Annotated in this window: 20 protein-coding genes and 1 pseudogene; 7 read left to right on the forward strand and 14 right to left on the reverse strand. The window is 70.1% G+C overall.

Annotated features, from left to right (window positions below; translation table 11 throughout):
* The 3 genes from OHA61_RS02450 to OHA61_RS02460 all read right to left on the reverse strand — a co-directional run bounded on the left by OHA61_RS02450 (position 1) and on the right by OHA61_RS02460 (position 2,247).
* A complete protein-coding gene (locus tag OHA61_RS02450; RefSeq protein ID WP_406301460.1) occupies positions 1-1,470 on the reverse strand; it encodes a multicopper oxidase family protein in 1,470 nt (489 codons plus the stop codon).
* A gap of 115 nt (positions 1,471-1,585) precedes the next feature.
* Positions 1,586-1,876 carry a hypothetical protein gene (locus OHA61_RS02455; protein ID WP_406301461.1) on the reverse strand — a complete coding sequence of 97 codons (291 nt, stop codon included), beginning with the start codon at positions 1,874-1,876 and terminating at the stop codon, positions 1,586-1,588.
* Positions 1,819-2,247, reverse strand: coding sequence for an SAM-dependent methyltransferase (locus tag OHA61_RS02460; protein ID WP_406301462.1), 429 nt, complete (start codon positions 2,245-2,247; stop codon positions 1,819-1,821). Before OHA61_RS02460 ends, OHA61_RS02455 begins: the two co-directional genes overlap by 58 nt.
* 172 nt (positions 2,248-2,419) lie before the next feature.
* Between OHA61_RS02460 and OHA61_RS02465 the strand changes: the two genes are divergently transcribed.
* Complete coding sequence (locus OHA61_RS02465) at positions 2,420-3,463, forward strand: ParB N-terminal domain-containing protein (protein WP_406301463.1); 1,044 nt, start codon at positions 2,420-2,422, stop codon at positions 3,461-3,463.
* A gap of 99 nt (positions 3,464-3,562) precedes the next feature.
* Here OHA61_RS02465 and OHA61_RS02470 read toward each other — a convergent pair whose 3' ends face one another.
* From OHA61_RS02470 to OHA61_RS02500, 7 genes are all read right to left on the reverse strand, one after another.
* Entirely contained in the window at positions 3,563-4,285 is a 723-nt protein-coding gene (locus tag OHA61_RS02470) for a response regulator transcription factor (protein ID WP_406301464.1), read from the reverse strand.
* Positions 4,286-4,298: 13 nt separating this feature from the next.
* On the reverse strand, positions 4,299-4,709 hold the full coding sequence (locus OHA61_RS02475) for a GNAT family N-acetyltransferase (RefSeq protein ID WP_406301465.1): 411 nt from the start codon (positions 4,707-4,709) through the stop codon (positions 4,299-4,301).
* Positions 4,706-5,983 (reverse strand): adenylosuccinate lyase, encoded by a 1,278-nt coding sequence (gene purB / locus OHA61_RS02480; protein ID WP_406301466.1) that lies wholly within the window; start codon positions 5,981-5,983, stop codon positions 4,706-4,708. The genes OHA61_RS02475 and purB overlap by 4 nt, the downstream gene beginning before the upstream one ends.
* Positions 5,984-6,054: 71 nt before the next feature.
* Positions 6,055-7,572 carry a glutamine synthetase family protein gene (locus tag OHA61_RS02485; protein WP_406301467.1) on the reverse strand — a complete coding sequence of 506 codons (1,518 nt, stop codon included), beginning with the start codon at positions 7,570-7,572 and terminating at the stop codon, positions 6,055-6,057.
* 3 nt (positions 7,573-7,575) lie between these two features.
* A complete protein-coding gene (locus OHA61_RS02490) occupies positions 7,576-8,961 on the reverse strand; it encodes an amidase (RefSeq protein ID WP_406301468.1) in 1,386 nt (461 codons plus the stop codon).
* A 10-nt stretch (positions 8,962-8,971) separates the two neighbouring features.
* Positions 8,972-10,891 carry a hypothetical protein gene (locus tag OHA61_RS02495; protein ID WP_406301469.1) on the reverse strand — a complete coding sequence of 640 codons (1,920 nt, stop codon included), beginning with the start codon at positions 10,889-10,891 and terminating at the stop codon, positions 8,972-8,974.
* Positions 10,888-11,217, reverse strand: coding sequence for a 4Fe-4S dicluster-binding protein (locus OHA61_RS02500; protein ID WP_324986661.1), 330 nt, complete (start codon positions 11,215-11,217; stop codon positions 10,888-10,890). Before OHA61_RS02500 ends, OHA61_RS02495 begins: the two co-directional genes overlap by 4 nt.
* 233 nt (positions 11,218-11,450) lie before the next feature.
* Between OHA61_RS02500 and OHA61_RS02505 the strand changes: the two genes are divergently transcribed.
* Together OHA61_RS02505 and OHA61_RS02510 are read left to right on the forward strand one after the other, a co-directional pair.
* Positions 11,451-12,236 carry a DUF3050 domain-containing protein gene (locus tag OHA61_RS02505; RefSeq protein ID WP_406301470.1) on the forward strand — a complete coding sequence of 262 codons (786 nt, stop codon included), beginning with the start codon at positions 11,451-11,453 and terminating at the stop codon, positions 12,234-12,236.
* Between the two features lie 246 nt (positions 12,237-12,482).
* Positions 12,483-13,091 (forward strand): annotated as a pseudogene (locus OHA61_RS02510) (sigma-70 family RNA polymerase sigma factor); the annotation flags it as partial.
* 104 nt (positions 13,092-13,195) lie between these two features.
* Here OHA61_RS02510 and OHA61_RS02515 read toward each other — a convergent pair.
* Positions 13,196-14,710 carry an FAD-dependent monooxygenase gene (locus OHA61_RS02515; protein WP_406301471.1) on the reverse strand — a complete coding sequence of 505 codons (1,515 nt, stop codon included), beginning with the start codon at positions 14,708-14,710 and terminating at the stop codon, positions 13,196-13,198.
* Positions 14,711-14,951: 241 nt separating this feature from the next.
* On the opposite strand from OHA61_RS02515, the gene OHA61_RS02520 reads away from it, so the two are divergent.
* The 3 genes from OHA61_RS02520 to OHA61_RS02530 are packed head-to-tail and all read left to right on the forward strand — an operon-like array spanning position 14,952 to position 17,057.
* Positions 14,952-15,416, forward strand: coding sequence for a VOC family protein (locus OHA61_RS02520; protein ID WP_324986652.1), 465 nt, complete (start codon positions 14,952-14,954; stop codon positions 15,414-15,416).
* Positions 15,417-15,418: 2 nt separating this feature from the next.
* Positions 15,419-16,258, forward strand: a complete 840-nt coding sequence (locus OHA61_RS02525) for an NAD(P)H-binding protein (RefSeq protein WP_406301472.1) — start codon at positions 15,419-15,421, stop codon at positions 16,256-16,258.
* Positions 16,259-16,292: 34 nt separating this feature from the next.
* Positions 16,293-17,057 (forward strand): gamma-glutamyl-gamma-aminobutyrate hydrolase family protein, encoded by a 765-nt coding sequence (locus OHA61_RS02530; RefSeq protein WP_406301473.1) that lies wholly within the window; start codon positions 16,293-16,295, stop codon positions 17,055-17,057.
* A 74-nt stretch (positions 17,058-17,131) separates the two neighbouring features.
* Here OHA61_RS02530 and OHA61_RS02535 read toward each other — a convergent pair whose 3' ends face one another.
* The 3 genes from OHA61_RS02535 to OHA61_RS02545 all read right to left on the reverse strand — a co-directional run bounded on the left by OHA61_RS02535 (position 17,132) and on the right by OHA61_RS02545 (position 20,732).
* Positions 17,132-17,584, reverse strand: coding sequence for a carboxymuconolactone decarboxylase family protein (locus tag OHA61_RS02535; RefSeq protein ID WP_324986644.1), 453 nt, complete (start codon positions 17,582-17,584; stop codon positions 17,132-17,134).
* 128 nt (positions 17,585-17,712) lie between these two features.
* Positions 17,713-18,474, reverse strand: coding sequence for an NAD(P)H-binding protein (locus OHA61_RS02540; RefSeq protein ID WP_324986641.1), 762 nt, complete (start codon positions 18,472-18,474; stop codon positions 17,713-17,715).
* A gap of 80 nt (positions 18,475-18,554) precedes the next feature.
* Positions 18,555-20,732, reverse strand: coding sequence for an MMPL family transporter (locus OHA61_RS02545; RefSeq protein ID WP_406301474.1), 2,178 nt, complete (start codon positions 20,730-20,732; stop codon positions 18,555-18,557).
* Positions 20,733-21,040: 308 nt separating this feature from the next.
* On the opposite strand from OHA61_RS02545, the gene OHA61_RS02550 reads away from it, so the two are divergent.
* Complete coding sequence (locus OHA61_RS02550; protein WP_406301475.1) at positions 21,041-21,916, forward strand: sigma-70 family RNA polymerase sigma factor; 876 nt, start codon at positions 21,041-21,043, stop codon at positions 21,914-21,916.
* Positions 21,917-21,922: the final 6 nt, after the last annotated feature.

Consider the following 21,922-nt stretch of genomic DNA (forward strand, 5'->3'; position numbering starts at 1 on the left):
CTAAGCGATCTTCATGGTCGCCATCATGCCCATCGCCGAGTGGTCCAGCATGTGGCAGTGATAGACGTAGGCGCCCCGGTAGGTGTCGAACGTCGCCTGGAGCCTGACGGTTTCGCCGGGCATCAGCATCACGGTGTCCTTCAGGCCCACCTCACCGGGATCCGGCTCCTTCCCGTTGCGCTCCAGCACCCGGAACTGCACCAGGTGCATATGGAAGTTGTGGGGCACGATCTTGTTGGGGTTGGTGACGGTCCAGATCTCGCTGGCGCCGTGGCGCACCAGGGAGTCGACGCGATCGGGGTCGTAGGTCTTGCCGTCGATGTACGCCTTGGGCGGCGCGGTGCCGCCCTCGTCCATGCGCAGCTCGATGCTCCGCTCCGCGGTGGCTTCGGGAAGGGGGCGCAGGGTGCGCAGCACCGGCGGGACGAAACTGGGGTCGTGGGCGGTGCGGGTGACGTCGAACCGCAGCACCTGGCCGATCTGGTCGGCCGGTCCCGAGCCGGTGGTGTTCTGCAGCACCAGCTGCGTGCCGACCGGGTAGCGCGAGAAGTCGATGACCACATCGGCGCGTTCACCGGCCGAGAGGTAGACGGAGTCGGTGGTGTGCGGGCCGGGCAGCAGTCCGCCGTCCGAGCCGATCTGGACGATCGGGCCGCCGTCGGCGAGGCGCAGCCGGAAGGAGCGCGTATTGGCCGAGTTCAGCAACCGGAAGCGGTACTTGCGGGCGGCGACGGCGACATACGGGTAGGGCACGCCGTTGGCGAGGAGCGTGGTGCGGTTCCTGTCGCCCATGACGTACACGAGCCGGCCGGACTCGTCGAGGTGCGCGTCGCGTATCGCTATCGGTATGTCGTACGCCCCCGAGGGCAGCGGCAGCCGCCTCTCGGTGTGGTCGGTGAGCAGGTAGGAGCCGGACAGGCCGCGGTAGACGTGCTCGGACTCCATGTGGTGGGCATGGTCGTGGTACCAGAGCGAGGCGTGCGGCTGCCGGTTGGGATAGACGTAGGTGCGTCCGGCACCCGGGGCGATGGTGTCCATCGGGGCGCCGTCGCTGCGGTGCGGTACCGAGGCGCCGTGCAGATGGACCGAGGTGGGCATGTCCAGCTGGTTGCGCTGGCGTACGACGACGGGGCGGCCGGAGCGCGCCTTGATGGTGGGTCCGGGAAAACTGCCGTTGTAGGTCAGCACCTCGGCCGGCTGTCCGGGGACTATCTCTTTGACGGCCCTCCGCATGGTGACGGCATATACGTCGACGCCGCCCACTGTTGAGACGGGTGCGAGCACCGGCGGCACGGGGAGGGCGACGCGGAAGGGCTCCACCGCCATGCCCGCCGCACCGGCCTGTGCCTGCGGGACGGCGGTGCCCGCCGTGGCGTTGTGCGCGGTGATCATCGGGGTGAGTGCGGCACCGGTGAGCCCCGCGCCGATGGCGGCGAGGCCGGCGCCGAGCACATTGCGTCGGGTGACCATGGTTCCTCCAGGAGGCTTGTCAATGGGCGCGCCGGCCGAAGTGCAGCAGGAACCACTCGTGTGCCGCTGGTGCGGTCCGCCCTGCTGGGACCTGGCCCCGTTCGCCCCCGGGCCGTCACCGGGACGCGGTCTGCGTGATGCGCCAGAGGCGACGGGGCAGATCCCCTTCCTCGAAGGCGTGGACCTCGTCGAGAGTCCAGTCGGCGGCGAGCGAGTCGACCAGGCTGCGGGGGAAGAAGTGCACGGCGAAGCCGCCGTGCTCGTAGATGTCGTCGCCGTGGGAGGTGCCCTCGCCGTAGTGGGCGTCACCGGTGTGCCTCACGGTGTAGACGAAGACCCCTCCCGGTCTCAGCACCCGGCGGACCTCACCGACCAGGGCACGGATCTCCTCCGTGGACAGGGCCATGCACAGCAGCATGTGCGCGAAGACCGCGTCCACGGAGGCGTCCGGCAGGGGAACGGGTCCCGGACGTCGTGCTCCACGGTGGTCACCCGTTCGGCGACACCCTGCGCCCGGGCGGCGGCGCGCAACTGGTCGAGGCCGACGGCGCTGAAGTCGCCGGCCTGAACGGTGAAGCCCTCGCGGGCGAAGTACAGGGCGTCCCGGCCGTGCCCGGCACCCAGCTCCAGCACATGCCGCGCCCCGGCCGCCCGGAACACCTCGGCGGCGTGGACCGCGGGATCGGATGGCCGCTCTCCGTACATCCCGGGGTGGGCGGTGTAGGTGTCCTGCCAGTGCGCGCGCTGGGCTTTCGCCAGTTCTCTCTCGTCCGCCACGGATTCCATCTCCTGATGTATGTGCAGGTCAGCCCGCACCCTAGGGAGGCATCAGTCGTCCGTCAGTGCGGCGTCAGCCCCTGCAGGAAGGATCGACTCTGTCAGAAAGTGTCAGAAAAGGACCGCCCGAAGAGGCAGCGACGCAGCCCGTTCGCGCCATTGAGGAGACGCGGTGATTGTCCATCAGCTTGTCCGAGCGCACGAAGGCAGCAGTTCGGACTCCTTGCTCGCCCTGCGGGACAAGGCCCTGCACGACGCTCCGGTGGAGCTGGTGCCGCTCGGCGATCTGCTGGTCTCCTACACACCCCGGGTGGCGGGAGTCGACGGCGAATACGTCCTGGCGCTGGCCGAGTTGGAGGCGGAGCTGCCGCCGATCCTCGTGCACCGCTCGACCATGACGGTCATCGACGGGCTGCACCGTCTGCGCGCCGCCGCGCTGAAGGGGCGTGAGCACATCCGGGTCCGCTTCTTCGACGGAGCCGAGGACGACGCGGCCCTTCTCTCGGTGGCCATGAACGTGGCCCAGGGTCGTCCGCTGTCCATGGCCGACCGTACGGCAGCGGCCGGGCTCATCTTCGCCTCGCGCCCGCACTGGTCGGACCGGGCCGTCGCGGCCGTGGCCGGTCTGTCCGCGAAGAAGGTGTCGGAGATACGCCTGACGGCCGCGGGCACGCTTCACTGCGAGCGCAGGGTCGGTCTGGACGGCCGGGCCCGGCCGCTCAACTCCGCGCACGGGCGAGAGCTGGCGGGCCGGCTGATCAAGGACGACCCCGCTGCCTCACTGCGGACCATCGCCAAGAAGGCCGGGATCTCCCCCGCCACGGTCGCGGATGTGCGGGACCGGCTGCTGCGTGGTGAGGACCCGGTTCCGCCGCGGCAGCGGGGCATCACGGCGGTGGAGCGCCGGCCGCAACGGCAGGCTCCGCGGCCCGCACAGCCGCGGGAGCCGGAGGCCAAGTCGCCCGGCGAGCTGTTCATGATCTTCGACTCGCTCCGGCGGGATCCGTCCCTGCGCCTCAACGAGGTGGGACGCAACGTACTGCGCATGCTGGACGCCTGCTCGCTGGTCGCCAAGGACCGGCAGACGATCATTGCGAACCTGCCTCCGCACTGCAAAGGGCAGATGTCGGAGCTGATGAACGGGTACGCCGAACTCTGGCGGCTGTTCGCGGACGAACTTCAGGGATGCGAGGAGCTCAAGGGCCGCACCTGGTGACCTGCCGCGGCTCGCCCGCGATCCGTGCGCACAGACGAGCCCGCCGCCAGAGGCAGAACTCCCGGCGGCGGGCTGTGCGTTGCCGTGGAACGCCCGGCTTCAGCCGTTCCCGATCTTGAACCCCACTCCCCGGACGGTGGTGATCCAGCCGCTGTCACCGAGCTTGCCGCGCAGGCTGCTGACATGCGTGTCCAGGGTGCGCCGGGACCACGAATCCCCCCACACCTGCTGCAGGAGCAGCCTGCGCGGGATGACGGTGTCCGGATGGGCGGCGAGAAGGCGCAGCAGGTCGAACTCCTTGCGGGTCAGGGCGACGACATGGCCGTCCACGCTGACCTCGCGCGCGGCGGCGTCGATGCACAGCCGGCCGTGCCGGATCTCTCCGGCGGCCGCCGGCTGCCACTGGGCGCGGCGTACGACGGCCTCGATACGGGCCATGAGTTCACGGAACCCGTAGGGCTTGACCACATAGTCGTCGGCGCCCGCCTGAAGGCTGAGCACACAGTCGAGTTCGGACTCGCGGGCGGTGACGATGATGACCGGGACATGGCTCATCGAACGGATGGCCCGGCAGACCTCCAGACCGTCCAGGTCCGGCAGTTCGAGGTCGAGCAGGACCAGATCGGCGTCCTCGTACTCCTTGAGAGCCGCGCCGCCACGCTTCACGCTGACGGGCTGGTGGCCGTGCCGTCTCAGCCGGTTCACCAGCAGCTCCGCGGTGTCGGCGTCGTTGTCGACGACCAGGATCCGCCGCCCGCCGCGGTCGGGCAGCTGATCCTGCTGATCAGGTGTATGCGGCTCCAGCAGCGCTTTCGACGACATCCCCCACGCCTCCCTACGGGTTGAGGACCCAGGCGGAGTGGTGCGGGACGAAGCCGATGTGCGGGTAGTACTCGGCCGCGGCAGGTGCCGAGAGGAGCACGATCTTCGCGTCCGGCGCCTCCTGGCGCAGCGCCTCGATCAGGGCGCGGCCGATCCCGGAGCGCTGGTGCGCGCGGGCGACCGCGATGTCGGAGAGGTAGGTGACATAGCTGAAGTCGGAAACGGCGCGGGCGATGCCGATGAGCTCGCCGTCCACGCGCGCGACCAGCACGAGGTTGGCGCGGCGCACCATCGCCGTGAAGCGCTCCCGGTCCTCGACGGGGCGGCGCTCGCCCAGTCCCGAGGCCCGGTACACCTCCAGGACCTCGTCGATGTCCAGGTCGTTGCCGTCGACGCGTTCGGTCTTCCAGCTCGTGACAGTCATGAAAGGGCCTCCAGACGGGTGCGGATCACATCGTGGTTGACAAGGAAGCGCTGCGGCCCGAGCCCGATCCCCGCGTCGATGCCTTCCTTCGCGAGGGTGTCGCCGAGGTGTTCGCCACAGGCTGCGGTGCGGTTCGCGGCGGCCTGAACCGCCCGGTAGGCCTTCTCCCGCTCCATACCCTCCTGGAGCAGGTCGGCGAGGACGGCCGAGCTGTACACGAGACCGTCCGTTTGCTCGATGTGCGCCCGCATGCGGTCTTCGAAGACCGTGAGTGACTGGACCAGTTCGGCCGCCGCCGTGGCCTGGAAGTGGCCGACGGACAGGCTGTCGGGCAGGATCACCCGCTCGACGGACTGGTGGGCCAGATCCCGCTCGTGCCACAGCGCCACGTTCTCCAGTGCCGTCGTCGCGTATCCGCGCAGCAGCCGTGCCAGTCCGCACAGCCGCTCGCTGGTGGTCGGATTGCGTTTGTGGGGCATGGCGCTGGAGCCCTGGTAGGCGGCGGTGCGCCGTTCCTCCACCTCACGTACTTCGGTGCGCTGCAACAGCCGTAGCTCCAGGGCGATCTGCTCGACGCAGGCGCCCAGCGTCGCGACCGCCTGCACGAGTTGGGCGTGGCGGTCGCGGGAGACGACCTGGCTGGGCGCCGGCTCGATGCCCAGGCCGAGTTCCTGGCAGACGTGGCGTTCGACGTACGGGTCGATCAGCGCGTAGGTGCCCACCGAGCCGGAGACGGTGCCCACCGCGACGGCCTCCCGCGCGGCCGCCAGCCGGGTGAGCGAGCGGTCGACGGCGAACGCGAAGCCGGCGAGTTTGTGGCCGAACGTGGTGGGCTCCGCGTGGATCCCGTGGGTACGGCCGACGATCACCGTGTCCCAGTGTTCGAGCGCCCTGTCCACCAGGACCTTGCGCAGCCGCTGTCCGGCGCCCGTCAACAGATCGGTCGCGCGGGCCAGGGTGTGGCCGAGGGATGTGTCCACCAGGTCGTAGCTCGTCATCCCGAGGTGGACCCAGCGCGCGGACTTCTCCGGCATGTCCTCGCAGTAGGCCGCGAGGAAGGAGAGGACCTCGTGGTCCCGTTCCTTCTCGATCTCGGCCACCCGTGCCGCGAGCGGCACGCGTGCGCGGCGCATGTCCTGGACCGCTTCCTCCGGCACCCGTCCCAGGTGCACCTGTGCCTCGGAGGCGAGGATCTCCACCCGGACCCATGTCTCGTAGCGGGACTGGTCCGAGAAGAGGTCCGCCATCTCGGGCAGTGTGTAGCGAGGAATCATGACGGCCTGCATCCCCTGGGGTCGTGGTGGACCGGCAACTGGGGCCGGGTTCTGCCGGAGTTCGCGCGAGGTCAGTACGTCTCGAAGTACTCGCGCTGCTCCCATTCGGTGACCTCGCCGTCGGCGGGCAGCTCCTGCTCGCACCAGGCCTCGAACCGGGAGACCTCGCTCTCCTTCAGCTTGACCAGGCACTGGGCGAGCGGCGTACCGAGCAGCTCGGCCGCCCGGCCGTCGCGGAAGGCGTCCAGGGCCTCGCGCAGGGACTGGGGCACGGTCCGCTGCGGGTCCGTGTCCTGGGTGGCGGGTGCTGCGGGCCGGGCCGGCTCGGGCTCGCCGGTGATCCCGGTCAGGCCCGCGAACAGCTGAGCGGCGATGGTGAGATACGGGTTCGCGCACGGCTCCCCGACCCGGTTCTCGATGTGGGCGGAGGCGCCGGTTCCCACCACCCGCAGCATGGCGCTGCGGTCCTCGAAGCTCCAGCCGATCCGGGTGGGAGACAGGGAGAAGTCGGCGCTCAGGCGGCGGTAGCCGTTGACGGTAGGCACGGACAGCAGGAGGAAGTCGCGGGCGCGGGCGAGCAGCCCTTCGGCGTAGCCCTTTCCGTCCGGCGACATACCGCCCGAGAAGCCTTCGGCGCAGAACAGGTTGCGACCCGTCCGCTCGTCGCGCACGGACTGGTTGAGGTGCCAGCCGCTCGGGTCGAAGCTGTCGATACGCGGCAGCGACATGAAAGAGGCGTGGTAACCGCGCCGCGCGGTCCACTGCTTGGTGACGGTCCGGAACAGCACCATCGCATCGGCCGTGTCCAGTGCGGTCATCGGGCTGAACGTCGTCTCCACCTGCCCCGGTCCCGATTCGTGCTCCATGGACCGCAGCGGCAGACCGAGCGCGGCCAGGTGCAGGGCGAGCGGGTCGGTGACATGGGCGACGGTGTCGTACATGCCCTCGCCGTTGAACTGGTAGCCGGAGTTCAGCGGCTCCACCAGCGGCGCGGCTCCCTGGGTGCCGAAGCCGTTGCCGCTGTGTCCCGGCGGGCCGCCGAGGCGTCGGGTGAGGTACCACTCGACCTCCAGGCCGAGGACCGGGGTGAGTTCGCGCTCCGCGTACTGGGAGAGCACCCGGCGCAGCACGTTCCTGGCGGAGAGCGGGTGCGGTGTGCCGTCGCGGAGGTATTCGTCGCCCAGGACCCAGGCGGTGCGCGGCTCGCTGCCCGGGAGCAGCTGGAACGTCGTCGGGTCGGGGACGAGGATGAAATTGCCCGCGCCGGCGATCTCGTCGACGCCGATGCCGGGGTCGCCCAGAAAGTCGACGGCGACCGCGTGGCCGGTGTCGAAGAGGAACGGGCCCGGGCTGAAGTTCATGCCATTGCGCAGGACGGTACGGAACGTCTGCGCGCTGAGCGTCTTGGAGCGGGCGAGCCCGTGCGGGTCGCAGAACACGAGGCGGACGAGGTCGACCTCGTCGAGGCCCGCTTCGATCTGCTCGGCCGCCTGAGTCTGCGCGTCGTTCCAGAGGCCGAGTTCGGCGGCGAACGAGGGGCGCCCCACGCTGCCTTCCGCGTACAGGGGGGAGAACGAGCGGGAGTACATGGGCTACAGCATCCTTTCGGTGACGCGGACCGGCGCCGGGGCGAGTGCCCCGAGCTCCGCCTCGATACGTAGAGCGGTGGACAGGACCAGGTCGTCCGCCCCCACCGGCCCGACCAGTTGTAGTCCCACGGGCAGCCCGGACCGGGTGAGCCCGGCCGGCATCGACAGGGCGGGCTGGCCGGTCATGTTGAACGGGTAGGAGGCGGGCGCCCAGGCCAGCCAGAGCAGATCGCCGGGATCGGCGGCCCAGGTGGGGCCGATCGCCTCGGCCTCGAACGGCTCGACCGGGACAGTGGCCATCGCCAGCAGGTCGAAGCGGTCCATCACCGAACGCAGCGTGGTGCGCAGCGAGTGCCGCACTTCCTCGGCCCGCATCACCGTCGCGCCGCTGACGGTGCGTCCGTGCCGTACGACCGCGAGGCGGCCGAAGTCGATCCGCTCCTCGTCCTCGGGTGCGGTGGTGGCGGCCTCCGTCGCGGCGACGATGTCGACGAGGGCCGGGTAGATGTCGCGGCAGCGGACCTCGATCCGCTCCAGCCGGTGGCCCTGTTCGGCGAGGACACTCCACGCCCGCTCGCTGACCCTGCGGACCTCTTCCGAGGTTCCCGCGTACTCGATCCAGCCAACCCTCAGCCTCCTCGCCTCCCGGGGCGCGTCCAGCGAACCGAGACCCGAGTCCGGGTCGCTGCGGTCCGGACCCGCGAGCACCGCCGCGAGCTCCATGACGTCCGGCACGTTCTTCGCGAGCGGCCCCAGATGGGCCAGCCGCTCGGCGCCGGAGGGAACATAGGGGACGCGGCCGAACGAAGGCTTGTATCCCACAACCCCGCAGAACGCCGCTGGAATCCGGATCGAGCCCGCTCCGTCGGTGCCGAGCGACGCGGAGCACAGCCCTGCGGCGAGCGCGGCCGCGGCGCCTCCGCTGGATCCTCCCGCCGTGCGCGCGAGGTTCCAGGGGTTGCGGGTGGCAGGAGCCACCCGGCACACGGTGCTCGCGCTCCAGCCGTACTCCGACGTGGTCGTCTTGCCCACCACGATGGCGCCCGCGGCCCGCAGCCGGGCCACGGCCGGCGCATCGATGTCCGGACGCGGATTGTCCAGCAGGGACCCTCGGGTGGTGGGCAGGCCCTCGGTCTGGATGAGGTCCTTGACCGAGACGGTGATCCCGAGCAGAGGCGTCTGCTGCCAGGCGGCCGGGCCGAGTTGACGGATGCGCGCATCGGCCTGTTCCGCAGCCACGAGAGCCTCGTCTCCCGCCACCGCGATGAAGGCTCCCACGTCGCCGTCCCTGTCGCGGATGTCGCCCAGGACCGACTGGACGTGCTCGGTGACGGAGGTCTCCCCCTGCTGGAGCATCTGTCGTGTCCGGCTGATGCCGGGTGCGCTCATCGGGCTCTCCTCACGGTGCGGCGGCCTCGGCGCCCGCGATGGTCGCCCAGTGCCAGGCCGAGTCGAAGGAGGTGACCTCGATGCCCTCGCCGTCGGCGACCAGGCGGGCCGCGCTGCTCGTCGCCCGGGCGACGAAGGCCGAGGTGCGGTGGGCGGCGAGCACGTCCTGCTCGTCGAACGGCGGACCTTCGCAGCGCAGCAGCCGCAGGTCCATGAATCCGTTGAAGGCCCGGTCCAGGACGTCGACCGCCTGCGGGCTGCGGATGCTGAAGCGCACCCGGTTGGCCACGTGACCGTGATGGTGCTGGTCGGAGTAGAAGGCGATGTCCGGGATCGTGGGCGGCACGAAATGGTCGCGGGCGGTCACTTCGGGGACTTTGGGAAGGTTCCCGGCGATGAAGTGCCAGGAGTTGTACTGCATACGGGAGGACATCGCCCAGGCCGTGTCGGCGAGTTGGGCGGTGGAGCCGGCGAAGTACCGGCGGGCTTCGGGCAGCGCCACGACACAGCAGAAGAAGTCGGTGATGCCCCACTCGGTGATCTCGGCCCAGTCCTGTGCGCGCAGGGCCTGGATCAGCCGGGGCAGCGAGCGGATGCCCCGGCTCATGGCGAAGTCGGCCCGGAATGCCTGCGCCGACGCGGACACGGCCTCGTACACCAGGGATTCGAGTCCGGTGCCGAAGCTGCCATGCGGCTGCGTCAGCCAGCCCGGCGAGGCCTGCACCTCAGCGCCGAGTTCGTCCAACGTAGCGCCGCTGAGCGGAAGTTGCTCGCGAAGACGGGCGCAGAGGGCTTCCTCGCGCAGCCGCGCTCCTTCGCCGTACGGCGCGGCGACCCGCTCGATCTTGTGCATCAGGGCGCCGTGGATCTCCCGGTAGAGCTGAACGCTCTTGGCGACCTGCTGACGCTTCTCACGCAGCGCACCTGCGAGGGCTTCGAGATCCTCGACCCCGGCCGATGCCGCGGGAGCAAGCGCGTGCCCGTCCAGGGCGCTGTTGTAGTTGCGCCGTGTCCGCTCCAGCAGCAGAGCGATGTGATCGAGGCTCAGCTGTGTCCCGTTGGCCTCCTCGATACGCCCGAAACCCGCCGAGCGTACGAGCAGGGTGAGGCAGACGACCATCACCGCGTCGTTGTCCGACCACAGCGGGAGCGGCAGGCCCTGAAGACTGCTCAGCGAGCAGTCCGGATGCCCGGGCCACAGGGTCTTGCCCGTCACCGTGTTGCGGTCCCGGAAGTTCGTGTACTGCTTGTCCTCCTGGTAGAGGACGAACGGGGCGGTGCGCAGAGCAGCCTCCTTGAGCTGCTCCAGAAGCTCGCTCCGGCCCGCCGGGCCGGCCGAGGCCAGCCAGGCGCGGCAGTCCGCCGCCGCCTCGGCGAGCCGCGCCGTCGCCTTCTCCAGCTCGCTGCGGTAGTCCAGCAGGTCCTGGCCCGACCACGGCACGCGCAGGCTGCCGCCGACCAGTTGCTCCCTGCTCGCCAGCGGGCCCTGGGAGGGGACGCGGACCACGATCCGGCCGCTGGTGGCCAGCCCGAGCTCGCCGAGGAACGCCGGCTCCTCACCGGTGCCCGCGGCGGGGCCGTCGTGCTGCTCACCGGGGCGCCAGGACAGGCCGCACAGCACCTTGAGTGCCGCCTCGTCCGCAGTGCGCAGCGCGCGCAGCTGGATGTCGGCGGGGACATGGCCGCCGAGGGTCAGGAGTGTGTCCACCGCGGCTCGCAGATCCGGGGCCTGGACCGCCTGCTGCCAGGCGCGCTTGAGCAGTCCGGCAAAACCCGCGTCCTCCTCGGACACGCGGTCCGGCTTGGGGGTGGCTCCCGCGGGCACGCCGAGACGGCTGGGCCTGCGGCTCTGGCGCTTCATGGCAAGCAGCGCCCGACGGGACGGGCCGCCGCCCGCCGGTGCGGGGCTGTGCTCGGCGGGGGCGCTCATGCCGCACCGCCGGCGGTCAGCTCGATGTGGTTCCACATGTCGTCGTCGGTGGGGGTCCAGTCCTCGTCGACGTAAATGCAGTCGACGGGGCATTCCAAGACGCACACCGGGCAGCCCGAGCACAGTTCGGGAATGATGACGACGTCGAGACCACGGTCGAATATGGCGCCGAACTCGGACGGGCAGCTGCGAAGGCAGGTGTCGCACGTGATGCATTCCGACGTCTCGATACGGCGTGGCGGTTTCTTCCAAGATTCGCCGCGGGCACGGGCGGAAATCCGCTCGTCACGCCCGGGCCGTGCAGCCGGCGAAGCGTTCTCACTCACGTGAATTCACCCTTCTGGAACCAGATGCTTCGATCGTGGCCGAATCTTCTCGACGGCCCCACGAGTGACCCTCGCGGCCCGCTGGAGTCGTCAAAAGGACTCACGGCTTCGACCGTTCAACCGCGGAAACAGCGCAGTTGAACACCAAGTCTCTTTACTGTTGCGGCAATCAGTGAAGGGCATCCATAGTCTCCGCTGAAGGAGAAACGTTCCTTAAACGGAGGAGGCTTTCAGTGTCACGTTACGACTGGGGCAAAGAGAATCCGGAGATCGCCAAGCTGCGTAAGGTGATTGACGACGCGCGCCTGGACGTCATCAAGCACCCGATTTACACCCGGCTGAAGACGCTCCAGGACGTCAACACCTTCAACGAGACCCACGTATTCGCGGTCTGGGACTTCATGTCCCTGCTGAAGAACCTTCAGCGGAACCTGACCTGCGTCCAGGTGCCGTGGGTGCCGCAGGGCTCGTCGGAGAGCCGGCGCCTGATCAACGACATCGTTCTGGTCGAGGAGAGCGACGAGCTCGGCGACGGGTTCATCAGCCACTTCGAGCTCTACGTCAACGGCATGGAGGAGGCCGGGGCCGATGTGAAGCCGATCCATGACTTCCTCGACCGGATCCGGCGTGGTGAAAGCGTCCGCGAGGCGCTGGTGAACGCTCCGGTGCCGCCGGCGGCCGCGACCTTCGTCGCCACCACCTGGGACTTCATCGAGAACGCGGCACTGCACTGCCAGGCGGCCGCGTTCGCGTTCGGCCGCGAGGACCTCATCCCCGAGATGTTCGACCAGGTCATCAAGATCGACGACCAGGGCGGCAGGCTGGCCACGTTCCGTGAGTACCTCGCCCGCCACATCGAGGTGGACGGCGAGCAGCACACCCCGATGGCCATGGCGATGGTGGCCGATCTGTGCGGCGACGACCAGGCCAAGTGGGACGAGTGCGCCGACACCGTCGTGGCGGCGCTGAAGGCCCGAGTGGCGCTGTGGGACGGAATCCTCACCGAACTCGACTCCTGATCCACACCCGCTCGAGATTCGGTACAGAGGCACGCCACCGGACAGCATTCCGGTGGCGTGCCGGGCATTCTACGAAGGCGCCCGCGGCAATTCGGGCGCCGTGCAGTCGATGGGTCATGGATGAGCAGGCACCGGGTTTCCGGCCACGCAGAAAATGCCCGCCGAGCGCCAGCACGAAGAATTCCGGCCACCTCCGAGGAGAGAAAACCGGCCGAGTGCCGACTGAACGCCGAGGTGTCTATCGTGATGTCGACCGTGTACGAGGGCGAATGGCTGGCCGCGCGGTTCGAGGAGAACCGGCCGCGGCTGCGCGCCATGGCCTACCGGATGCTCGGCTCCCGCAGTGAGGCCGAGGACGCGGTCCAGGAGGCGTGGCTGCGGCTCCACCGCTGTGACCCGGGCAGCGTCGAGAACCTGAGCGGCTGGCTCACCACGGTCGTGGGCCGGGTGTGCCTGGACATGCTGCGCTCGCTCGCGGCCCGGCGCGAGGACCCGCTCGAGGAGCTCGCGTGCGAGCCGCTCGTCAGCCTGGTCAAGGGCGCCGACCCGGAGCGCGAAGCACTGCTGGCCGACTCGATCGGCCTGGCCCTGCTGGTGGTTCTGGACACCCTGGACCCCGCCGAGCGCCTCGCGTTCGTCCTGCACGACATGTTCGCCCTGCCCTTCGAGGCCATCGCGCCCATCGTCGACCGCACCCCGTCGGCCGCGCGCCAGCTCGCCAGCCGCGCGCGGCGCCGGGTCTCGGGCACGGCTCCCGTGCGCGACCTGCCGCGCCAGCACCGGGCCGCAGGCGCCTTCCTCGCGGCGGCGCGCGGGGGCGAGTTCGAGGCGCTGCTCACCGTCCTGGCCCCCGACAGCGCTGTCCCGCAGCTGCGGTAGGGCAACATAAAACACCGAGGCCGCGAACCTGGTTCGCGGCCTCGGTTCTTTTCTTCCCGGGGAGGGAATTCCGCCCCGGCTCAGGATGCGGCGGTCACGGCCTCCGGATCCCGGGACTGCGCATTCGCCCCCGCCGCACCGAACCAGCGCCGCAGAGCCTCCTGGAGATCGCCGCCGTCCGGCGCGGCCCAGATGACGTGTCCGTCCGGGCGCACCAGCACCGACTCCGGCGCGGGCTGCCCGGTGGCCCCTTCGGCGGGGATCCAGGTGGCCGCCACCACGTCGACCCGGTCCGACCACGGGGCGGCGAGCTTGCCCGCCTCGCCCGACGGGCCGGCGTCGATGAGCACGCCCCGGCCACGGTGCAGCAGTCGCACGGCCTTGGTGCGGGTGCCGTCGGCGAGCTGCAGTTCGCGGTCGGGCCGCAGGCGCAGCCCGAGCAGCGGGTGCCCCGATGCGCCGACGTCGTAACGGACTTCGAGCCCGCTGACCATTCCGGCCAGGGCGTGCGCCGCCTCCGGGATCTGCGCGAGCTCTCGCATGACGCTGCGCAAGGGCTCCATCTCGTCTCCGGTCAGGTAGAGCTGCGACTGGGCGAGTGTGCTGCGCAGAAGGCGCTGCCCCACCGGGTGCCGTTCGCTGTGGTACGTGTCGAGCAGACCCTCGGGCGCCCAGCCGTTCACCGTGGCGGCAAGCTTCCAGCCGAGGTTCACGGCGTCCTGGACGCCGACGCTCAGGCCCTGCGCACCCGCCGGGACATGGATGTGGGTCGAGTCCCCGGACAGAAGCACCCGGCCTCGCCGGTACTCGGCGGCCTGGCGGGTGGTGTTGGTGAAGGCGCTCACCCAGCGCACGTCGGCATCGTGCACGGACTGGCCGGTCAGGCGCTGCCAGGAGTCGGCGACCTCGGTGAACGTCACCTCGCCGGTCTCGCGCGGGGGCTGTCCGTCGGGGTGGATGATGATCCGGTCCACGCCCTCCTCCAGCCGGATCGCCATCACCATGCCGCCCGGCACCCGTTCGCCGACGGGCCGCGGGCGGATGTCGCGGCCGGCGATGTCCGCGACGTACATGCCCCGGGTGGCGGGGATGCCGGGGAAGTCGATGCCGGCCAGCCGGCGCACCGTGCTGCGTCCGCCGTCGCAGCCGACGAGATACTGGGCCGTGCGCTCGCTGCGGCCCTCCGGTCCCTCGGTCACGACCACGATGCCGTCGTCGCTCTCGCGGAAGTCGACGACCTCGTAGCCGCGCTGCACCGATGCGCCGAGGTCCGTGACCCAGGCTTCGAGCATCGCCTCGATGCGGTACTGGGGGACACCGCGGATGCCGAAGTGGATGTCGTCGAGCTTGTCGAAGTCGACGCGTACGCCGCCGAAATGTCCTTGGTTGCCGATTTCGATCTCGCCCAGGCCCCCCAGCAGCCCGCGCTGGTCGAAGACCTCGTAGGCGCGCCGCGTGAAGCCGACTCCGCGCGATTCCCCGCTGGGGGCGGCTCGCTGCTCGCAGACGACGACATCCACTCCCCAGAGCCGTAGCTCACCGGCAAGCATCAGTCCGACTGGTCCGGCACCGGCAATGATGACACCAGTTCCCATTTCTTTGTCCTCCCGGCTGAGATTACATAACTCCAAGAGTGGCCGTCATCGGATTGTGGAGCAACCAGCCGAATGACCAGAGGTGTTCAACTGCTTCTTTCCCGCACTTGAACACAACGGAGTCCCGGTTACGGTCATGTGCGGGAATTGCATTGCTTGTACGCGTTCCCGACGACGACACCCTGCCGGAATACTCCTCACACAGCCGACCGGTACATCAGCCTGAAAAGGAGCAGCCACGATGTCTGCCGTTCCCCCGCAGAAGCTCACCACGTTCTGGGCGTTCGAGAAGGACGCCGAGGAGGCCGTGACGTTCTACACGTCGGTGTTCGAGGACTCCGAGGTGCTCCACACCATCCGCGCCCGCGCCGACGAGCCCGGCTGGACCGAGGGGACCCTGCAGCACGCCATCTTCTCGCTCGGCGGCCAGCAGTTCATGTGCATCAACATCCCGCCGGCCGGAGCGCGTGGTCACGATCACGCTCCGTGGGACACCTACCGCTTCTCCGGCGCGACGGCGACCTACGTCCAGTGCTCCAGCGACAGCGAGTTCGACCGGCTCTTCGCCGCGCTCTCGGAGAAGGGCGAGGTCGTCATGCCGGTCGGCTCCTACGGGTTCAGCGCCAAGTTCGCCCTGGTCGAGGACCGGTTCGGGATGTCCTGGCGGCTCAACCTGTCCGCGCCCGCATCAGCCGGCCGGTCGTAGGCATGATCCTTGTCACCGGAGCAACCGGCCACGTGGGCAGGCACGTTGTGAGCGGGCTGCTCGAGGCGGGCGAGAAGGTGCGGGCGCTGAGCCGCAATCCCGGCAGCCGCCCCTGGCCGCCCGGAGTGGAGGTCCTGCCCGGCGACCTCACACAGCCCGGGACACTGGCGTCCGCGCTCGGCGGCGTCGACAGCATGTACCTCTTCCCCGTGTTCGGCGCGGTCCCCGGCGCGGTCGAGGCCGCGCGGCAGGCGGGGGTGAAGCATGTGGTGATGCTGTCCTCGCAGGCCATCGAGTACTCGAGCGGAGATCCGCACCTGGCGTGCGAGGAGGCGGTGACCGCCTCCGGGCTGTCCTGGACCTTCGTGCGCACCGGCGCGCTCATGGTCAACGACCTCCACTGGGCAGGGCAGTTCGCGGGAGAAGGGGTCGTGCGCGGCGCGTACGGAAGCTCTCCCCTGGCACCCATCGACGAACGCGACATCGCCGCGGTCGTGGTGAGTTCCTTGCTCACCCCACAATCCGAAACGGTGCACACGGTCACGGGGCCGCAGTCGCTGACCCAGGTCGACCGGGTGCGGATCGCCGGCCAAGTCCTGGGGCGTACGGTGCCGTTCGAGGAGCTGCCCCGCGAGCACGTGCGGAAGCAGATGACCGCCCATTTGCCGGCCGCCCTGGTGGACGAACTGCTCGACCACCGGGCCTCGCTGGTGGGCACCACCGCCGAGGTGCTGCCCACGGTCGAGCAGGTCACGGGGCGCGCACCCTACACCTACGCCGAATGGCTCGCCCACCACGAGGCGGACTTCCGCCGCGCAGGGCAGGCCGCCGCCGGGCACTGACTCTCCCTTCCCCCAGCACTGTGAGGCGTTGACTGTGGATTCATTTGCATACGAGGGCACGGGCGCCCCGGACGGCGCCCGCCGGCCTGTGATCGGCATCAGTGCCGCCACGACATCGATCAAGGTCGCGATCTTCGACATGGAGGCGACCTTCACCCCCCAGCAGTTCATCGACCGGGTGGCCGCCGCGGGCTGTGTACCCGTACTGCTGCCGCCGCTGCCCGGAGTGGAGACGGCCGTTCGCGGTCTCGACGGTCTGCTGCTGCTGGCGGGGCCGGATGTGGACCCGGCCTCCTACTCGGCGCCGCGGCACGAGAAGACCGCGCCCATCGACCCGCGGCGGGACGCGGCCGAGCTGGCGCTGCTCGATGCGGCGCTTCGCTCGGGAGTGCCGTTCCTCGGTATCTGCCGCGGCCTCCAGCTGCTCAATGTGCTGCGCGGCGGCACCCTGCACCAGCATCTGCCCGACATCGTCGGACACACGGGCCACTCCCCCGGACTGCGGGAGTACGGGCAGCAGCCCGTGCGCCTGGAGCCCGGCAGCCGTATCGCCAAGATCCTGGACGCGGAACGGGCCACGGTGCCGTGCCACCACCACCAGGTGATCGACCGGCTCGGCGAGGGGCTCACCATCACCGCCTGGTCCGAGAGCGACGAAACGGTCGAGGCCGTGGAGGTCGCCGACCATCCCTTCGCCGTGGCCGTGCAGTGGCACGCCGAGGAGAGCGACGACGACGGCCCCTTCCTGGCGCTGGCCGAGGCGGCGGCGCACGCTGCGCGTGCCGGCGACAGCCGATAGGGCTCACGCGGGCGGGCACAGCGATGCGGCCCGGACACCACCCTCGCGGGGTGTCCGGGCCGCATGCGTACTTCTCAGCCCCAGGCGCCGGCAACCTGCTTGGTGGTGGCGTTGAGGCGGTTGAAGAGGTTGGTCACCGCAACCATGAGGATCAGGGCCGCAAGCCCCTTCTCGTCATAGTGGTCGGCGGCCTCGTCCCAGATGTCGTCCGGCACCGGGTCGGTGCGGTCGGCCAGCCGGGTGGCGGCCTCGGCGAGCGCAAGGGCGGCCCGCTCGGCGTCGGTGAAGAGGGGCGACTCGCGCCAGGCCGCCACCGCGAAGAGCCGCTCGTCGCTCTCCCCGGCCTTCTTGGCGCTCTTGGCCCCGGAATCGACGCACGCGCTGCAGCCGTTGATCTGGCTCGCGCGCAGATGCACCAGCTCCAGCGTCTTCGGCTCCACACCGCCCGCGTAGACGGACTTGTACAGCGCCTGGATGGGCTGCGTGGCGTCGAGGACCATCGCCGGGTTCTTCATCCGTGCTTCCATGAATCTCTCCTCCAGAGGTCTTGCACGTGGGTCACTGCTATGACGGATCCCGGCGCGCGAATGTGACAGGAGGATGCGCGTGAATCGGCCAACCCCTGGAGACTGCGATGGCCGAAACGGCTCGGGAGTCAGCGCAGCCGGGCGGCCAGGAACTCCTCCCACGTCCGGCGGCCCGCTGCGGGTGAAGTGCCGGACACCAGCAGGGCCCCGGCGCGGACCGGGCCGATGCCCGGCATCCACACCGGAAGAATCCTCCGGCGGCGCTCGACCGCCCGCAGATAACCCTGGACCAGCTCGGCCGCGCTCGAAACCCGCGGCCCGCCCATGTCGGGCACCCGGCCGGCCGGTCGGCCGAGCGCCAGCTCCACGAGCCTGGCCGCCACCTCGTCGGCGTCGACGGGCTGCACCAGGAAGCCGGACGGAACCGGCACCACCGGCAGCTTCGCCGCCTTCTGGGCGCCGGTGAGGATCAGGTCGTAGAACTGGGTGGCACGCAGCACCGTCCACGGCAGCCCCGAGTCGGCCACGATCCGCTCCGAGGCGAGCTTCGCGCCGAAGTAGCCGAACGAGAGGGAGTCGACGCCGACGATCGACACGTACACCAGGTGCGGAGCCCGGTCCTGCGCCGACGCGGCCCGCACCAGGTTGCGGGTCGCCTCTGCGTCGCCCTTCTTCTCGCTCGCCAGGTGCACGATGACCGAAGCCCCCTTGACGGCGGAGGCAATTGACTCGTCCTTGGCCAGGTCGCCGGTGACGTACTCGACACCTGCCCCGGACGCCCGGCTGCGCCGGCTGAGCACCCGTACATCACAGTCGGCGGCCCGCAGGCGCCCGACGACGAGCCGTCCGAGCGTTCCTGTGCCGCCGGTGACCAGCAGGCGCGACGTCATGGTTCCTCCTCTACTACGACAGCCCCCAGGGGCGCGGGACTTCGGTGTGAAGTCCCGCGCCCGCCTTGTGTGGTGTCCGGTCAGCTGCCGACGCGTGCCGGTTCGGCGTGCTCGGTGACCGAGAGATGCGGCTCCGCCTCGGGACGGCCCGGACGCCAGATGCGCGGGCCGATCTCCAGCGAGAGCGCGGGAATCAGCAGACTGCGGATCAGGAAGGTGTCCAGGAGCACCCCGACCGCGACCAGGAGCCCTTGCTGCAGGGCCTGCACGGTCGGAATCGCCGCCAGCACGCAGAACGTCGCCGCCAGCACGACACCCGCCGAGGTGATGACGCCTCCGGTCACCCGCAGACCGCTGAGGATGCCCTCGCGGTGGCCGCGCAGCTGCACCTCTTCCCGGGCGCGGGTCATCAGGAAGATCGTGTAGTCCACCCCGAGCGCGACCAGGAACAGGAAGCCGAACAGCAGCAGCCCTCGGTCGATGCGCGGGTAGCCCAGCGCGTGGAACAGCAGCGACGCGGCTCCCACTGCCGAGGCGTAGGAGAGCACCACGGACACCAGCAGGACCAGTGGCGCGACCAGTGCGCGCAGCAGCACGATCAGCATGATCAGTACGACACCGAGGATGAGCGGGATCAGCAGCATCTCCTCGTCGGCCTGCGCGGTGGAGCTGTCCAGGGCGACGGCGGTCTGGCCGCCGACGACCGCGTCGTGCGCCTGCCCCGGGCTCTTGTCCAGGGCCGTGCGCATGCGCTCGACGGTGTCCCTGGCGGCCTGGGTGTCCGGTGACGCGCTCAGCACCGCGGTGATGTGCGTCCAGCCGTCCTTGGACCCGGCGGTTGCCGCCGACTCCACGCCGGACACGCCCTCGACGGCCGCTCGCGCCGCAGCCGCGCCGCCGGCCGGGACATAGACGTCCGCGGGGGACGACGACCCTGCCGGGAAGTGTTCGGCGAGCAGCTCCTGGCCCGCGACGGAGTCGACGGTGTTGGTGAACTGCTCGGCCTGGGTCTGGCCGGTCTGTACGGAGGTGGCACCGAAGGCGAGAGCCACCAGCACCACAGCGGTGCCGATCCAGATCGGGCGGGGCCTGCGCCCCACGGTCCCCGCAACGCGTGCCCACACCGTGCGCCCCTGCTCTTCGCTCGCGTCGTAGCCGGGCGTGTGGCGCGGGACGAACGGCCAGAACACCCAGCGGCCCAGGATGACCAGGAGCGCGGGCAGCAGGGAGGTCATGGCGAGGAACACCACGGCGACACCGATGGCCACGACCGGACCGAGACCGCGCGTGGAGTTCATACTGCCGAACACCAGGCACAGCGTGGCGATCCCGACGGTCACGGCGGAGGCCGCGATCGCGGGCAGCGAGCGCTGGACGGCCACCACCATCGCCTCGTGCCGGTCCTCGTGGCGGTGCAGCTCCTCGCGGTAGCGGGCGATGAGCAGCAGTGCATAGTCGGTGCCGACCCCGATCGAGAGGACGGCCAGGATGTACGCGCTCATTCCGTTGACCACGAGCCCCGCGTGCTTGGCGAGCAGATACACCACGCCGCTGGCCACCTGGCTGGCAAGTCCCACCGCCAGCAAGGGGATCAGCCACAGGACGGGACTGCGGTAGGTGACCAGCAGAAGCAGTGCGACGACGGCGAGCGCGGCGCCAAGGAGCGCGCCGTCCATACCGGAGTAGACGTCGATGAAGTCGGCGATGTTGCCCGCCTCACCGGCGATCCTGACCTCCAGCCCGTCCGGCGCACCGTCCTTGGTGAGCTTCTTGACGTTGTCCACGCCGTCGCCCAGCACGCTGTTGTCGCTCGGCGAGGTCGCCAGCGGCACGCTGAGGAACGCGGCCTTGTTGTCCTTGGACACCAGGGGCTCGGACACCGGGCCCGCGGTGCCCTTCTGCGCCAGACGGCCCCGGTCACCGTTGATCTTGGCCAGGTCGGCCTCGGTGAGGCCGCTGCCGCGTGCGTAAACGATGACGGCGGTGCTGCTGTCCTTGTCGGCGAAGTGCTCTTCGGCGAGTTTGACCGCCTGCGTCGACTGGGCGTTCGTGGGCAGCCATGTCTCGGGGTCGTTGTCCTGGACGTCGCCGAGCTTGGCGGCCAGCGATCCGCCCACGCCCATGAGCAGCAGCCAGAGCACGAGGACGACCCACTTCGTGCGTCGGCCGGCCACGAGCGAGGCGTATCGGCTGGAGAAGGTGGTTGTGGGGGGCGGCTGCGCGATGGCCGGCTCGGGAGCTGGAGGGTGCGTCGTCATGAATGCTCGCTAAGGGTCAGGAGTCCTGTGCTCAGGGCTCGTTACGAACTCGCGGGGGGAAGGGACGAACCGCGCCAGTCGTCTGCCGGTGGTCGTACGGGGCCGCGAGCACTGCCGGCGATCAGTTGCTCGCTCCCGGCTGCTCCGCTCGGTCACGTCCGATGGGGTGCCAACCGATCGGAAGGGGCCAGTTCTCGTCACATCGGCTGGGTTTCGTTCGTCACTTCTATGACGGACCGCGGCCGGGAGTGGTGACCGTGGACGCGTTCGTCACTTCTATGACGGACCGCGACGGAGGAATGTGACCGATGAATGAGGGCGAATGGCTGGCCGCGCGGTTCGAGGAGAACCGGCCGCGGCTGAAGGCGGTGGCCTACCGGATGCTCGGTTCACGCAGTGAGGCCGAGGACGCGGTCCAGGAGGCATGGCTGCGGCTCCACCGCTCGGACCCCGACACCGTCGAGAACCTGAGCGGCTGGCTCACCACGGTCGTGGGCCGGGTGTGCCTGGACATGCTGCGCTCGCGCACCTCGCGGCGCGAAGACCTGCTCGACGAGCCCCCGTCCGCATCGGTCACCGATCACCGGCACGTGATCGATCCGGAGCAGGAGGTCCTGCTCGCCGACTCGGTCGGCCTGGCGCTGCTGGTGGTCCTGGACACCCTCGACCCCGCGGAGCGCCTCGCGTTCGTCCTGCACGACATGTTCGCCCTGCCGTTCGACGAGATCGCTCCCATCGTCGACCGCACACCCGCGGCCGCCCGCCAGCTCGCCAGCCGCGCCCGGCGCCGGGTGCGCGGCGCGGCCCGGGTGCCCGAGCCCGACGTGCCCCGCCAGCGGGAGATCGTGGACGCGTTCCTCGCGGCCGCGCGCGGCGGCGAGTTCGACGCGCTGCTCACCGTCCTGGACCCCGACGTCGTCCTGCGCGCCGACTCCGCGGCCGTACGCGCCGGCGCCACCGGACTGGTCCGCGGGGCGTCCGCCGTGGCCGACACCTTCTCCGGGCGCGCCCAGCTGGCCCAGACAGCGCTCGTCGACGGAGCCGTCGGCGCCGTATGGGCGCCCCGCGGCCGACCGCTGGTCGTCTTCGGATTCACCATCACCGACGGGAAGATCAGCGCCATCGACCTGGTGGCCGAGCCGGAGCGGCTGCGCCGCCTCGACCTGGCGTTCCTCAACGACTGAGTCCGG

The organism is Streptomyces sp. NBC_00885 (assembly GCF_045207475.1).
GTDB lineage: Bacteria > Actinomycetota > Actinomycetes > Streptomycetales > Streptomycetaceae > Streptomyces.